This is a genomic window from Paraburkholderia sp. BL9I2N2, assembly GCF_004339745.1.
GTDB lineage: Bacteria > Pseudomonadota > Gammaproteobacteria > Burkholderiales > Burkholderiaceae > Paraburkholderia.
In genome coordinates, this window is record NZ_SMGP01000004.1 from 19,530 (window position 1) to 34,680 (window position 15,151).

10 protein-coding genes, 1 tRNA gene and 1 pseudogene are annotated in these 15,151 nt (G+C 62.2%); 9 read left to right on the forward strand and 3 right to left on the reverse strand.

Annotated elements, in window-relative coordinates; translation table 11 throughout:
* Positions 1 to 11 precede the first annotated feature (11 nt).
* From mnmH to B0G74_RS47720, 3 genes are all read right to left on the reverse strand, one after another.
* A complete protein-coding gene (mnmH, locus tag B0G74_RS36305) occupies positions 12 to 1,079 on the reverse strand; it encodes a tRNA 2-selenouridine(34) synthase MnmH (protein WP_132381408.1) in 1,068 nt (355 codons plus the stop codon).
* Positions 1,080 to 1,208: 129 nt separating this feature from the next.
* Entirely contained in the window at positions 1,209 to 2,273 is a 1,065-nt protein-coding gene (gene selD, locus B0G74_RS36310) for a selenide, water dikinase SelD (RefSeq protein ID WP_132381410.1), read from the reverse strand.
* Between the two features lie 197 nt (positions 2,274 to 2,470).
* Positions 2,471 to 2,926 carry a beta-xylosidase gene (locus B0G74_RS47720; RefSeq protein WP_342960068.1) on the reverse strand — a complete coding sequence of 152 codons (456 nt, stop codon included), beginning with the start codon at positions 2,924 to 2,926 and terminating at the stop codon, positions 2,471 to 2,473.
* A gap of 99 nt (positions 2,927 to 3,025) precedes the next feature.
* On the opposite strand from B0G74_RS47720, the gene fdnG reads away from it, so the two are divergent.
* The 9 genes and pseudogenes from fdnG to aceF all read left to right on the forward strand — a co-directional run bounded on the left by fdnG (position 3,026) and on the right by aceF (position 15,089).
* Positions 3,026 to 6,094: a formate dehydrogenase-N subunit alpha gene (gene fdnG, locus B0G74_RS36325; protein WP_165924004.1), complete on the forward strand. Its 3,069-nt coding sequence runs from the start codon at positions 3,026 to 3,028 to the stop codon at positions 6,092 to 6,094.
* A gap of 9 nt (positions 6,095 to 6,103) precedes the next feature.
* Positions 6,104 to 7,036: a formate dehydrogenase subunit beta gene (gene fdxH / locus B0G74_RS36330; RefSeq protein WP_132381416.1), complete on the forward strand. Its 933-nt coding sequence runs from the start codon at positions 6,104 to 6,106 to the stop codon at positions 7,034 to 7,036.
* Positions 7,023 to 7,679 carry a formate dehydrogenase subunit gamma gene (locus B0G74_RS36335; RefSeq protein WP_132381418.1) on the forward strand — a complete coding sequence of 219 codons (657 nt, stop codon included), beginning with the start codon at positions 7,023 to 7,025 and terminating at the stop codon, positions 7,677 to 7,679. The genes fdxH and B0G74_RS36335 overlap by 14 nt, the downstream gene beginning before the upstream one ends.
* Before the next feature lie 110 nt (positions 7,680 to 7,789).
* Positions 7,790 to 8,785, forward strand: a complete 996-nt coding sequence (gene fdhE / locus B0G74_RS36340; RefSeq protein ID WP_132381420.1) for a formate dehydrogenase accessory protein FdhE — start codon at positions 7,790 to 7,792, stop codon at positions 8,783 to 8,785.
* 35 nt (positions 8,786 to 8,820) lie between these two features.
* The gene (gene selA, locus B0G74_RS36345; RefSeq protein ID WP_132381422.1) at positions 8,821 to 10,251 is read left to right on the forward strand and encodes an L-seryl-tRNA(Sec) selenium transferase; all 1,431 of its coding nucleotides are present in this window, start codon (positions 8,821 to 8,823) and stop codon (positions 10,249 to 10,251) included.
* A complete protein-coding gene (gene selB, locus B0G74_RS36350; protein WP_132381424.1) occupies positions 10,248 to 12,158 on the forward strand; it encodes a selenocysteine-specific translation elongation factor in 1,911 nt (636 codons plus the stop codon). The genes selA and selB overlap by 4 nt, the downstream gene beginning before the upstream one ends.
* A gap of 30 nt (positions 12,159 to 12,188) precedes the next feature.
* Positions 12,189 to 12,284 (forward strand) — tRNA-Sec (locus B0G74_RS46000).
* Positions 12,285 to 12,629: 345 nt separating this feature from the next.
* Positions 12,630 to 13,667: pseudogene (locus tag B0G74_RS36355) on the forward strand (pyruvate dehydrogenase (acetyl-transferring), homodimeric type); the annotation flags it as partial.
* A 96-nt stretch (positions 13,668 to 13,763) separates the two neighbouring features.
* Positions 13,764 to 15,089: a dihydrolipoyllysine-residue acetyltransferase gene (gene aceF / locus B0G74_RS36360; protein ID WP_132383189.1), complete on the forward strand. Its 1,326-nt coding sequence runs from the start codon at positions 13,764 to 13,766 to the stop codon at positions 15,087 to 15,089.
* The last annotated feature ends 62 nt before the right edge of the window (positions 15,090 to 15,151 follow it).

Sequence of the window (15,151 nt, forward strand, 5' to 3'; positions counted from 1 at the left end):
GTTGGTTTTAATCAGTTGACAGCGAGCGCGCTGCTGTCGAGCTGTACGAGCAGTGCTTTTGCCTGGTCGACGACATCGGCGTCGTTGGGGCGGAAATTCCATTGCAATGCGCGCGGCAACTGGACGAAATGCTGGTGGCTGCTGCGCGCATACGCCGGATCGTAGTGACGCCCAATCAACTCGTGCGCGAGCTCGGCACGGCGGTTGTCGTCGACGAGCTTTTGCCAGCCCGTGACACGTTCCCGGCTATGCAAACCGATCATCCGTTGCAGTTGCCCCTTCAGCGAATCGGGATCGTCGAACAGATGGGCGTAGTCGTGCAGCAGGAATGCCGCGCGATCTTCGCGGCTCGAGATCACCTCGACGCAGCGGCCCTGATGAAACGTCTCGAGCAGCGCGAGCGGCAGCGCGACGGAGCCGATGCGCCGGCTCTCCGCTTCAACGAACACCGGCCGTGCCCGATCGAACGTGCGCAACGCGCTCACGAGCAGCGTATCGAAACGCTTCTGCGACGGCTGCGTCACGCCGGCCCAGGCGCCGAGCAGCGAGCCGCGATGCGCGGCCAACGCTTCGAGATCCAGCGTCTGCGCGCCCGCGGCGTGCAGGGCTGCGAGCAGGCGCGTCTTGCCGCTGCCGGTCGGGCCCACCAGCGCGATGTACGAGAACGTCTTCGGCAAGGTGACGAGCGTGTCGAGCGTGGCCCGCCGATACGTTTTGTAGCCGCCATCGAGTTGGCGCGCCTGCCAGCCGATCATATTGAACAGCGTGGTCACCGAACCCGAGCGTTTGCCGCCGCGCCAGCAATAGATCAGCGGCCGCCAGTTGCGCGGCCGGTCGGCGAAAGTCGTTTCCAGATGGTGCGCGATATTGCGCGCGACCAGCGCCGCACCGATCCGCGTGGCTTCGAACGGCGATACCTGCTTGTACGTCGTGCCGACCAGCACGCGCTCTTCATTGCTCAACACGGGCGCGTTCAGCGCGCCCGGAATATGGTCTTCCGCAAATTCGAGAGGCGTGCGCACATCGATGATTTCATCGAAATCACCTGCTTTTTCGAGGCTGACGAGTAGGTTTTTCAAGGAGTTAGGGACAAAACGGGCCGGCGGGAAGGGTGAAATTATCGCACGCGCCGTGAATAGCGGCCGGCGGAGCACTCAGCGCTGTTTCCCGGCCGCGCGCCACGCATCGTTCCTTCTTCCGCTCGCGGCTCAGATGACCTCGACGCGTCCTTCTCCACTGACCATTTCGCCGATCACACACGCCTCGCCGAACCCGTCGGCGCGGAACAGGGCGAGAACCTCGTCGACGGCTTGCGGCGCGCACGAGACCAGCAAGCCGCCCGAGGTTTGCGGATCGGTGAGCAGCGTGCGCGCCGTCGCAGGAAATGAGGAGGGCAGAACGATGTTTTTGCCGTATGCGTCCCAGTTGCGTCCCGACGCGCCGGTAAAAATGCCGGCTTCCGCGAGGCTCACCACGTCTGGCAGCCACGGCAGATCCGCATAGCGCACGCGCGCGGTCAGGTTCGAGCCGCGCGCCAGTTCCAGCGTATGGCCGAGCAGGCCGAAGCCGGTGATATCCGTGAGCGCGTGCACGCCGTCGAGCCTGGACAGGTCCGCGCCCGGCCGGTTGAGCTTGGTCGTCGCGCCGATCATGGCGGCGTAGCCGGCGGCGTCGAGCCGGTCTTTCTTCAGGGCTGCCGAGAGAATGCCCACGCCGAGCGGCTTGCCGAGGATCAGCACATCGCCCGCTTGCCCGCCCGCGTTGCGTTTGACGCGCTTCGGATCGACCACGCCAATGGCGACGAGGCCGTAGATCGGCTCGACCGAATCGATCGAATGGCCGCCGGCGAGCGGGATGCCGGCCTCGGCGCACACGGATTCGCCGCCCTTCAGCACGGCTGCGATCACGTCGTGCGGCAGCACGTTGATCGGCATGCCGACGATGGCCAGCGCCATCAGCGGCTTGCCGCCCATCGCGTAGACGTCGGACAGCGCATTGGTCGCGGCGATGCGGCCGAAGTCGAACGGGTCGTCGACGATCGGCATGAAGAAGTCGGTGGTGGCGACGATCGCCTGCTCGTCGTTGAGTTTGTAGACGGCGGCGTCGTCGGCCGTGTCGTTACCGACCAGCAGATCGGGAAAGAACGGCAGCGGCGCGCTGCGCTTGAGCAGATCGGCAAGCAGGCCGGGCGCGATCTTGCAGCCGCAACCGCCGCCGTGCGACAGACTGGTCAGACGGGGCGAAGCGCTTGCGTGGCTGGGGGTATTGGTCATTGTGGCGGGCATTTCAGGCTACGAATGACCGCCATTATGATGGTTGTTCGTGCAATGCGCAGGGACCGGCGGTCGCCGAAGCGATCCGGACAGAACGCGAAACACGCCGTGCATTCCTCCACGCCTGCCCATAAGGCGCCGCACGGTCGCAATGCGCTTGCCGCAAAAGTGCGACAAAAGCGCGGCAAACTCACTCGCTATTTGTTGCTGCCGGCGCCGGTGCCATAGAGGCCGTTATCGAAGCCGCCCGCGCCTTGGGATTTGTGGCTCTTCCCGTCAGTCTTGCCGCGCGAGTTCGCCGAACCGCCATCTTTTGTCTGAGGCTTGTGCGATTCATGGACTGCGGACGCGGACGAATCGGGCGCCGATCCCATCGAAGAAGTGCGGTTCTCCTGCTGCGACGAACCGCTGCCCTGTGTGATCTGAGCAATACCGTGCGTACTCAGCGCGAGCATCGCGGCACCCAGCGCAAGCGAGACAACGCCGACCGACGCACACGATTTCACTGCGCCGTAAAGATTGCCTGCGAGAGAAGATTTGAGAAGGGGATAGGTCATAAGTGCCCAAAGATCTGGAGTAAGTGTCGGTGCGTGATTCACTGACTCAGCAATAACAATGCCTCGACTTTGTTGAAATCGGCTGTGGCATTTCATATTTAGTTGCACTGTAGAAGGCCTAAGTTCTCGCTGCAGGAATTCATACCGGTCTCTATAATCGTTATCAGTGTCCCCATAAAGAGCCGAGGCCATTCAATGACCCATATGTCCCGGCGACAATTTCTGAAGGTCTCCGCCACCACGCTAGCCGGATCGAGTCTCGCCCTCATGGGCTTCTCACCGACGCCCGCGTTAGCGGAAGTCCGTCAGTACAAGTTGTCGCGCACAACCGAAACCCGCAATACCTGCCCGTACTGTTCGGTAGGCTGCGGCATCCTGATGTACGGACTCGGCGACAACGCCAAGAACGCAAAGTCCAGCATCATCCACATCGAAGGCGATCCCGATCACCCGGTCAATCGCGGCACGCTGTGCCCGAAGGGCGCGAGCCTGATCGACTTCATTCACAGCCCGAGCCGTCTGAAGTATCCGGAGTACCGTGCGGCCGGCTCGAATGAATGGAAGCGCATGTCGTGGGAAGACGCACTCGATCGCATTGCGAAATTGATGAAGGAAGATCGCGACGCCAACTTCGTCGAGACAACGGCAGACGGCAAGAAGGTCAACCGCTGGCTGACCACCGGCGTGCTCGCAGCATCGGCCGGTAGCAATGAAGTCGGTTATTTGACGCACAAGACTGTCCGCAGTCTTGGCATGCTCGCATTCGACAATCAAGCACGTGTCTGACACGGCCCGACGGTGGCAGGTCTTGCCCCGACGTTTGGCCGTGGAGCGATGACGAACCATTGGGTCGACATCAAGAACGCGGATGTGATTCTGGTGATGGGCGGCAATGCGGCCGAGGCGCACCCGTGCGGTTTCAAATGGGTCACTGAGGCCAAGGCGCATCGCAAGGCGAGGTTGATCGTGGTCGATCCGCGCTTTACGCGCACGGCATCGGTCGCGGACTATTACGCGCAGATTCGGACCGGCTCGGACATCGTGTTCCTGGGCGGGGTGATCAACTATCTGCTCACCAACGACAAGATCCAGCACGAGTATGTAAAGAACTACACGGACATGCCGTTCATCGTTCGTGAAGATTTCTCATTTACCGACGGCCTCTATTCCGGCTACGACGCCGACAAGCGCAAGTACGACCAGAGTTCATGGGATTACGAACGCGGCGACGACGGCTTTGCCAAAGTCGATCCGACGTTGCAGCACCCGCGCTGCGTCTATCAACTGATGAAGCAGCACTACTCGCGCTACACGCCCGAGCAGGTCGAGAGCACCTGCGGCACGCCTAAGGAAAAATTCCTCAAGGTGTGCGAGATGCTCGCATCGACGGCTGTCCCGGGGCGCGCCGGCACGATCCTGTACGCGCTCGGCTGGACGCATCATTCGATCGGCGCGCAGATCATCCGCACCGGCGCGATGGTGCAATTGCTGCTAGGCAATATCGGCATTGCGGGCGGCGGCATGAATGCGCTGCGCGGTCACTCGAACATTCAGGGTTTGACCGACCTCGGCCTGATGTCGAATCTGTTGCCGGGTTACATGACGCTGCCGCTGGAAGCCGAACAGGACTTCGACGCCTACATCGCGAAGCGCGCGAGCCAGCCGTTGCGGCCGAATCAGTTGAGCTACTGGCGCAACTATCGCGCTTTCCATGTCAGTTTCATGAAGTCATGGTGGGGCGATAACGCGACCGCCGAGAACAACTTCGGTTTCGATTACCTGCCGAAGCTCGATAAGTCATACGACATGCTGCAGGTCTTCGAGCTGATGAATCAAGGCAAGATGACCGGCTACATCGCGCAGGGCTTCAACCCGCTCGCCGCGGCGCCGAACAAGGCGAAGATCGGCGCGAGTCTGGCCAAGCTGAAGTGGCTCGTCATCATGGATCCGCTTGCCACCGAAACCTCCGAGTTCTGGAAGAATTTCGGCGAGTTCAACGACGTCGATCCCACTTCGATCGCGACCGAAGTGTTCCGTTTGCCGACCACCTGTTTCGCGGAAGAGCGCGGTTCGCTGGTCAGCTCCAGCCGCGTGCTGCAATGGCACTGGCAGGGCGCGGACGGCCCCGGAGAAGCGAAGAGCGATCTCGAGATCATGTCGGGCTTGTGGCTGCGCATCCGCGAGGCCTACAGGAAGAACGGCGGCAAGTATCCCGATCCGATTCTCAAGATGAGTTGGCCGTATGCCGACCCGGAAAGCCCGACGCCTGAAGAGATCGCCATGGAGTTCAGCGGCAAGGCGCTTGCCGACGTCACCGACCCGACCGACAAAACCAAGGTGCTTGCCAAAAAGGGCGAGCAACTGGCGAGCTTCGCACAGTTGCGCGACGACGGCAGTACCGCGAGCGGTTGCTGGATCTTCTGCGGCGCATGGACCCAGGCGGGCAACCAGATGGGCCGCCGCGACAACTCCGACCCGACCGGAATCGGCAATACGCTGAACTGGGCGTGGGCCTGGCCGGCGAACCGGCGGATTCTGTACAACCGTGCTTCGTGCGACGTCAGCGGCAAGCCGTTCGATCCGACGCGCAAGCTGATCGCCTGGAACGGCAAGGCGTGGACGGGCGCGGACATTCCCGACTTCAAGGCGGACGAACCGCCGGAAAACGGCATGAATCCGTTCATCATGAACGCGGAAGGCGTGGCGCGCTTCTTCTCGCGCGATGGTCTGGTGGAAGGGCCATTCCCGGAGCACTACGAGCCATTTGAAACGCCGCTCGGCTACAACCCGCTGCATCCGAACAACAAGGCGGTCGTCAGCAGTCCGGCGGCACGCGTGTTCCCCGATGACCGGGCCGCGTTTGGCACGCACGAGAAATTCCCGCATACGGCGACCACGTATCGTCTGACGGAGCATTTCCACTACTGGACCAAGCACGCGCGCCTGAATGCGATCGTGCAGCCGCAGCAGTTCGTGGAGATCGGCGAGGATCTGGCGAAGGAGGTGGGCGTGGTGGCCGGGGATCGCGTCAAGGTGTCGTCCAATCGCGGGCACATCATTGCCGTGGCGCTCGTCACCAAACGGATCAAACCGCTGATGATCGAAGGAAAGAAAGTCCAGACAGTCGGATTGCCGCTGCATTGGGGCTTCAAGGGACTCGCGAAGCCAGGCTATCTCGTCAATACGCTGACGCCCTCCGTGGGCGATGGGAATTCGCAAACACCGGAATTCAAATCGTTCCTCGTCAAGGTCGAAAAGGCATAGGGAGAAGAGATGGCACTGCAATCACTGGACATCAAACGCCTCTCGGCCACGACCTTGCCTGAACCGCAAGTGCGTGAGCCGGTCACGGGCACGGTCGCCAAGCTCATCGACGTGTCGAAGTGCATTGGCTGCAAGGCGTGTCAGACCGCCTGCATGGAATGGAACGATCTGCGCGATGAAATCGGCACGACAACCGGCATCTACGACAACCCGCGCGACCTGAGCGAGCATTCGTGGACCGTCATGCGGTTCTCGGAATACGAGAACACCGAAGGCGATCTCGAGTGGCTGATCCGCAAGGACGGCTGCATGCACTGCGAGGATCCCGGTTGTCTGAAGGCTTGTCCGTCGCCGGGCGCGATCGTGCAGTACACCAACGGCATCGTGGATTTTCACGAGGAAAACTGCATCGGCTGCGGCTATTGCATCACCGGTTGCCCGTTCAACGTGCCGCGCATTTCGAAGAAGGACCACCGCGCGTACAAGTGCACGCTGTGTTCGGACCGCGTGGCGGTCGGCCAGGAACCGGCTTGCGTGAAGACGTGCCCGACCGGCGCGATCATGTTCGGCACCAAGGAGGACATGAAGCAGCAGGCCGCGGACCGGGTTGAAGATCTGAAGGAACGCGGTTTCCAGAACGCCGGTTTGTACGATCCTGCCGGCGTGGGTGGCACGCACGTCATGTACGTGCTGCATCACGCCGACAAGGCCAACCTGTATCACGGTTTGCCGCAGAATCCGAAGATCAGCGCGATGGTTGCCGTGTGGAAGGGGCTGGCCAAGCCGCTGGCGCTGGCGGGCATTGCGTTCGCGGCCATAGCCGGGTTCTTCCACTACACGCGCGTCGGTCCGAATGAGGTGTCGGAGGCGGATGAAGCCGAAGCCCAGCACGAAGCCGACGAGGCACGCCGTTCGCGGGAGGCATCCAATGAAGCACCCTGAGCATACCGATCTGAAGGACGTGAAGGGCAACAGTCTGATCGTGCGCTACACGCCGAACGAGCGTACGAATCACTGGATCACCGCGATCACGTTCGTTCTGCTGGCGCTGTCCGGCCTCGCCATGTTTCATCCGGCCATGTCGTGGCTCTACGCGATCTTCGGCGGTGGGCAATGGACTCGGATTTTGCATCCGTTCGTCGGCTGCGTGATGTTCCTGTCGTTTCTGATTCTTGCGTTGCGCTTCTGGCATCACAACTATCTCGACAAGGCCGACCTTCAGTGGATGAGGCAGATCGACGACGTGCTCAACAATCGCGAGGAAAAGCTCCCCGCGATCGGTAAGTACAACGCCGGTCAAAAGCTGTTATTTTTCACCATGGTGATCTGCCTGCTGCTGTTGCTGGCGAGTGGCATCGTGATCTGGCGCCGCTATTTCTCGTTCTATTTTCCGATCGAGATCATCCGGCTCGCGGCGCTCGTGCATGCCGCGGCGGCGTTCGTGCTGATCGTCGGGATCGTCGTGCATATTTATGCGGCGCTGTGGATCAAGGGGTCGATCGGCGCCATGACGCGCGGCACGGTGACCTACGGCTGGGCCCGGAAACATCATCCGAACTGGTTCAAGGAAATCATCGGTAAATAGCGGGCCACGCATAGGCAACCCAGGCAGCGCGGATTCCGGCGCGCTGCACCCGAGCCGCCGTCCTTGTTCGATGAACGGCGGCGGCTCCTTAGTTTTCAGAGGTCGATACTGTGGTTCAACGTATTCTCGAAGCCGGCGATATCGAATCGCTCGATCATTCGGCGATTCCGCGCATTCGCACGCCGGAACGGCTCGCGGTGTTTTCCGCCCGCGCCGCGCGGCTGCGCCAGCTTGCGGCGCTCAACAATCCGATCGCCGGCTATTTGCGCCTGATGGCCGTGCTCGCCGATGCGCAGCAAGCCGTGATGACGAGCTTCAAGGCGCAGCCGCCCAGCCCCGAGTTGATCGCGAGTGCGCAGCAGCATTCCATGCCGCTGATTCCGGCGCTTTCCGGCGTGCGCGATCCGGCCTGGCGCGACGTGCTGCGCCAGTTGCTCGACAAGGTGGCAACCGCGGGCCCGCTCACGCCGCCGCTCGAAGCGCTGATTGCCAGGCTGCGCACGCTCGACACCGCCACGCTCGAATTCCAGGCCGACGCAATCTTTGCGCAGCGCTTCGAAGAGGTCGATCCGGCGAGCGCGCCGTTCATCGTGGCCGCGCTGCAAGTGGTGTGGACCGACCTCGCTGCCGACATCGACAAGCGCGAGGTGCCGTACATCGAGACACTCGGCCTGTGTCCCGTGTGCGGATCGCATCCGGTGGCGAGCATCGTGCGTGTGGGCGGCGCGTATGACAATTACCGCTACCTGCAATGCGGCCTGTGCTCGACCGAGTGGCACATGGTTCGCACGAAGTGCTCGAACTGCGATTCGACCAAGGGCATCGCTTATCACACGGTCGGCTCGCCCGATGCCGACGAGGCTACGCGCGAAGCGGAATCGAAGAACGCCGCGCTGAAAGCGGAATCGTGCGACGAATGCCATACTTATCGAAAGATCGGCATTCAGTCGAAGGACTACGATTTCGAACCGTTCGCGGACGATCTCGCCAGTCTCACGCTGGATCTGTTGATGGGGGCGGAAGGTTACCGGCGCGCGTCGCCGCATCCGTGGCTGTGGCCCGAACAGGGTGTCGGTGCGGATGACTCTTCCGGCGAGTCCGACTAGCAGCGAGTGGATGCGACCAGAAAAGGGATGGCCTCGTGAGCGATGTAAGCGGCTCTGAATTGCAGGCGCTGATGGCGCGCGTGCCGTCGGTGGAAAAGGTGCTGGCGTCGGTCGAGTTCGCGGCATTGATCGGCGAATACGGCCGCACCCAGGTGTTGAGCGCGGTGCGCGAAGCGCTCGACACCTGGCGCGCCGGCGCGCAGTCGGGCGATGCGTCTGTGAGCGCGCTCGACGTCGCGCAACTGAAGCGTTCAGTCGAAGCCGCGCTGCGCCAGCGCAACGAGTCGCGCTTGCGCAGCGTTTTCAATCTGACCGGCACGGTGTTGCATACCAATCTCGGCCGCGCATTGCTGCCCGACGAAGCGGTGCAGGCCGTGATGAAAGCGCTCACGCAACCCGCCAACCTCGAGTTCGATCTGGGCACCGGCAAGCGCGGCGATCGCGATGATCTGATCGACGCGCTCATCTGCGAACTGACCGGCGCCGAAGCGGCCACCGTGGTCAACAACAACGCGGCCGCGGTGCTGCTCACGCTGTCCGCGCTGGCGTCCAAGAAAGAAGTCATCGTGTCGCGCGGCGAGCTGGTTGAAATCGGCGGCGCGTTTCGCATTCCCGACATCATGAGCCGCGCGGGCGCGAAACTGCGCGAAGTCGGCACGACGAACCGCACGCATCTGAAGGACTACGAGGAAGCCATCGGCCCGCAAACCGCGCTGCTGATGAAAGTCCACGCGAGCAACTATGCGATCAGCGGCTTCACCAAAGAGGTTGGTCTGGATGAAATCGCGCCACTTGCCCATGCGCGCGGTCTTGCGGTTGCAGTGGACCTCGGCAGCGGCACGCTGGTCGATCTGAGCCAATGGGGCTTGCCGCGTGAAACGACGGTGCGCGAATCCGTCGAAGCCGGCGCCGACCTCGTCACGTTCAGCGGCGACAAGTTGCTCGGCGGACCGCAAGCCGGTTTGATCGTCGGGCGGCGCGATCTGATCGCGAAGATCAAGAAGCATCCGCTCAAGCGCGCGTTGCGCGTCGGCAAACTGACGCTCGCGGCGCTGGAGCCTGTGCTGCAGTTGTACCGTGCGCCGGAGAAGCTCACGGAGCGGCTCACCACGTTGCGCTTGTTGACCCGTCCCGCCGACCACATCCGGCTCGCCGCGGAGCGCGTGCAACCCGCGTTGCAGCGCGCATTCGGCGAACGCTATGCGGTGACGGCGGAGCCGATGTTCAGCCAGATCGGCAGCGGCGCTTTGCCGGTCGACGTGCTGCCGAGTTACGGCCTCGTCGTCAGAATGGCGGACGGCAAACGCGGTGGCCGTCAATTAGTCGCGCTTGAAAAGCGGCTGCGCGAGATGGCGAGGCCCGTGATCGGCCGTATCGCGGACGATGCATTGCGCCTCGATCTGCGCTGTCTCGAAGCCGCCGATGAAGCGCAATTGATCGAGCAGCTGAAGGGCGTGCGCGCATGATCGTCGGTACGGCGGGGCATATCGACCACGGTAAGACGAGCTTGGTGAAAGCGCTGTCGGGCGTCGATACGGATCGCCTCAAAGAAGAGAAGGCGCGCGGCATTTCCATCGAATTGGGCTACGCGTACGTGCCGCTCGAGAATGGCGACGTGCTCGGCCTGATCGACGTGCCGGGCCACGAGAAGCTCGTGCACACCATGACCGCGGGCGCGAGCGGCATCGATTTCGCACTGCTCGTGATTGCCGCCGACGACGGTGTGATGCCGCAAACGCGCGAGCATCTTGCGATCATCGAGCTGCTCGGTATTCGGCAAGGTGCCGTCGCGTTGACCAAGGTAGACCGCGTGGACGCGCAGCGTCTGCGCGAAGTGCACGACGAAGTCATCGCGTTTCTAAGCGGAAGCGTGCTCGAAGACGCACCCGTGTTCGATACTTGCGCGGTGCGCGCCGACGATCCTGGCGTGGCCGCGTTGACGGCGCACCTGCACGCGGCCGCCGCGGCGTGGCGGATGAAGCGTGACGATGGCCTGTTCCGTCTCGCGGTCGATCGTGTCTTCACGCTCTCGGGCCAGGGCACGATCGTGACCGGCACCGTGGTGTCGGGCCGCGTGGCGGTCGGCGACACGATGCTGCTCGCGCCGAAGAATCAACCGGTGCGCGTGCGCAGCATTCATGCGCAGAATCGTCCGGCGCAAAGCGGCCGCGCCGGTGAGCGCTGCGCATTGAACCTCGCGGGCATCGAGAAGAGCGCGATCGATCGTGGCGACTGGATCGTCGATCCGCGGCTTTCGCAGGCGTCGCAGCGAATCGACGTCATGCTGACGCTGCTAGCCGATGCACCGCTTACGTTGGAGCATTGGGCGCCGTTGCACGTGCATCTGGGCACGCAGCACCAGGTCGCGCATGTCGCGTTGCTCGATGGCGACACGCTCGGCGCCGGTCAGCGTGCCCGCGTTCAACTCGTGTTCGAGCGGCCGGTTTGCGCGGTGCCGGGCGATCGGTTCGTGGTGCGCAACGCGCAGGCCAATCGCACGATCGGCGGTGGCCATGTACTCGATCCGTTCGCGCCGTCGCGCAAGCGTCGTTCGGCCGAGCGGTTGGCGTGGCTCGACGCGCTTCAGACGATGCTCGACACCGGCACGCTCGACGCCATCTTCGCGAGAGCGCCGCATGGCTTGTCGCGCTCGCTGCTGGAAAGTTTGACGGGCATGCCGGCGGCGCTCGCGTTGCCGTCCAACACGCGTGTCGTGGAACTGCCAGGCGAGGACGCATTGCTAGTCGCCGACGCGCTTTGGCAAGCGCTCAATACGCGATTGACGACGACGCTCGCGCAGTACCACGAACGCTCGCCGGACGAGTTGGGCCCGGACATCTCGCGCTTGCGACGCATTGCCGCGCCGCTGGTGGACGACGCGCTGTGGCGCGCGCTTGTCGACGATGCCGCGACGCGTGCCGAGATCGTCAAGCGCGGGCCTTGGCTTCATCTGCCGGGCCACACGGTGACGCTCGACGATGCTGATCGCGCGCTCGCGGCTACGTTGCTGCCCGCAGTCAAAGCGGGGCGTTTCGATCCGCCGTGGGTACGCGATCTGGCCAGCGCGCACGGCGTATCCGAGGAGCGTGTGCGTCAATTGATGCGCAAGCTCGCGCGGCAGGGCGAGCTGTTTCAGGTTGTGCGCGATCTCTTCTATCACCCGGAGATGATTCGCGAACTGGCTTCGATTGCGGCTGCCGAGGCGCAAAAGAATGCCGGCACGGTTGCGGCCGCACCGTTTCGCGACGTCACCGGATTGGGCCGCAAACGCGCGATTCAGCTTTTGGAATTCTTCGACCGGGTTGGGTATACTCGCTTCCACCGTGGCCTGCATCTGCTGCGCACGGATAGTCGCTGGCTCGATCTGCTCTGATCATCGGCAACGTGTAGTTCAATCACCGTAGGAAGGCATTCGTGTCCGGTGGCGCGGCTGGGCTTCAAACCCAGTTGAGGGCGTCAGACGCTCTCAGGTCGGTTCGACTCCGGCTGCCTTCCGCCAGTTAAGGCTTCCCGGGTATTCCGATATCTTCCGAAAACGTCCTCCAGATCGCCGATGATCATAGAGCGTGAGTTCGTGATTTCTTTCTCTTCAATCAGTACGCGCGTGTGATCGATGGTGCTTCGAGTCTTGAAGCGCCTTTCACATGCTTTCCCGCCCATAAATTTGCGTCCGCCACGTCAGGCCGTCTGGCTCAAAAAGAAATGCTGTAAATCCGGCGTTTCCCAGAAGAGATTGCAGGCGGCACCGGTTTGCCAGCCCTAAATACGACCACACATTCTGCTGTATCACCCGTAACCTTTGCGCATTCATCACTGAATTCGCATTGCTCTTACGGAGGCCAAGATGACCGATTTATCGACGGGGACACCCTTGATCTCTTCCTTGGGTCAGACACGCACCGACGACGACCCACAGGAAACCGCCGAATGGCTCGATGCGCTGGATGGCGTGGTCCGGCATGCGGGTGCTGAACGGGCGCAGTACCTGTTCGATCGCCTCGCGGCCTACGCTTCGTCCAACGGTATCGGGACGGCGCGCCTGAGTATCACGCCCTACGCGAATACGATTGCCGTCGATCAGCAGCCTCCCTATCCCGGTGACCTGGATATCGAAGAAAAGCTTGCCGCCGCACTGCGCTGGAATGCGCTTGCCATGGTGGTGCGGGCCAATCGCGCCTACGGCGAACTGGGCGGCCATATCGCCAGCTATGCGTCGGCAGCCGACCTGTTCGAAGTGGGCTTCAATCATTTCTTTCGTGCACCGAATGATGCTCACGGCGGCGATCTCGTCTATTTTCAGCCACATTCCGCACCGGGCGTTTATGCGCGGGCATACCTCGAAGGCTTCCTCAGCGAGGCGCATCTTGAACATTACCGGCAGGAGATCACTGGTGAGGGCCTGTGTTCCTATCCGCATCCGTGGCTGATGCCGGACTTCTGGCAGTTCCCGACCGGTTCAATGGGCATTGGGCCAATTAACTCGATCTACCAGGCGCCCTTCATGCGCTATTTGCAGAACCGCGGACTGAAGCACACGGAAGGCCGTAAAGTGTGGGGCTATTTCGGCGACGGCGAAATGGACGAACCCGAGGCGATCGGCGCGCTTTCACTGGCCGCGCGCGAGAGACTCGACAATCTTGTGTTCGTGATCAACTGCAATCTGCAGCGGCTCGACGGACCGGTACGCAGCAATGGCCGGATCATCGACGAACTCGAGGCGCAGTTCACCGGCGCCGGCTGGAACGTCATCAAGGTGCTGTGGGGTTCGGATTGGGACGCCATGTTCGCACGTGATCGCACGGGGGCATTGGTGCGCGCGTTCGCGCACACCGTGGACGGCCAGTTCCAGACTTTTTCAGCCAACGACGGTGCTTACAATCGCTTTCATTGGTTCATCGTGAGCAATCAAAGATCGAATGAAGAGCGTCCAGCTATGTGAAGAGCTGGACGCCGACTGTTGAAACGCTTGCTGCTGGAGATGAATGTGCGGGTGACACGAATAGAAGTGCCGGATATTGGCGATTACAAGAACATCCCGGTAATCGAAGTTCTGGTGGAAGTAGGGCAACGCGTCGAGCGGGAGCAGTCTCTCGCCGTGCTCGAGTCGGACAAGGCGACGATGGATGTGCCGAGCCCGGCCGCCGGTGTGATCAAGGAACTGAAGGTGGCGGTTGGCGACAAGGTGTCTCAAGGCACATTGATCGTGGTGCTCGAAAGCGCGGAGGAGCAGCGCGACGAGGCGGTGCCGGGGCCCACGGCCGCTGCTGCGCGCGATCTCACGCAGCCGAATACGAATGCCGCGACAGTACTGGCGCCCGAACCAACGTCCGCGCCCGCGCCGTTGCGTCGCGCCCCGGTGGCCGAAGGCGAAGCATATCGCGAAAGCCACGCATCGCCGTCGGTGCGTAAGCTCGCGCGCCAACTGGGTGTCGAATTATCACGAGTGCGGGGCACTGGTTCGAAGCAACGTGTCACATTGGAAGACGTCACCGCGTTCGTCAGGAGCGCGATGACGGCGTCGTCCGGCGCGGTTGCCGTCCCTGCGTCGCCCGCCTCGCCGCACGGAGCGGAACTGGGTCTGTTGCCGTGGCCTCGGGGCAATTTCGCGCGATTTGGTCCCGTCGATTCGCAACCACTGTCGCGCATCCAGAAGATCTCCGGCGCCGCCCTGCACCGCAACTGGGTAACGATTCCTCACGTCACGAACAACGAGGAGGCGGATATCACCGAACTGGAGGCATTGCGTACGCAGTTGAACAAGGAATACGAGAAGTCAGGCGTGAAGTTCACGATGCTTGCGTTCGTAATCAAGGCGGTTGTCATCGCGCTGAAGAAATTCCCGACTCTCAATGCAAGCCTCGAGGCTGACAAGCTCGTGTTCAAGCAGTACTACCACATTGGCTTCGCCGCTGATACGCCGAACGGTCTCGTCGTACCCGTCATTCGCGATGCGGATAGAAAGGGGCTTGTCGAGATTGCGAGGGAAATTGGTCAACTGTCGAAGCTTGCGCGGGAAGGCACGCTCAAACCCGATCAGATGCAGGGCGGGTGCTTCTCCATTTCCTCACTTGGCGGTATCGGCGGCACGCATTTCACGCCGATCATCAATGCGCCGGAAGTGGCGATTCTCGGCTTGTCGCGAAGCGCGATGAAACCGGTTTGGGACGGCGAACAGTTCGTGCCGCGCCAGATTCTGCCGCTTTCCCTGTCATTCGATCACCGAGCCCTGGATGGCGCGGAAGCAGGCCGTTTCAACGCGTATCTGGTTTCGCTGCTGGCCGATTACCGCAGGCTGCTGCTCTGACGAAGCAGGCGAGCGATTTCGCACGAGGCGACGATAGAGCTTCTTTCCGCTTGAACAGACAT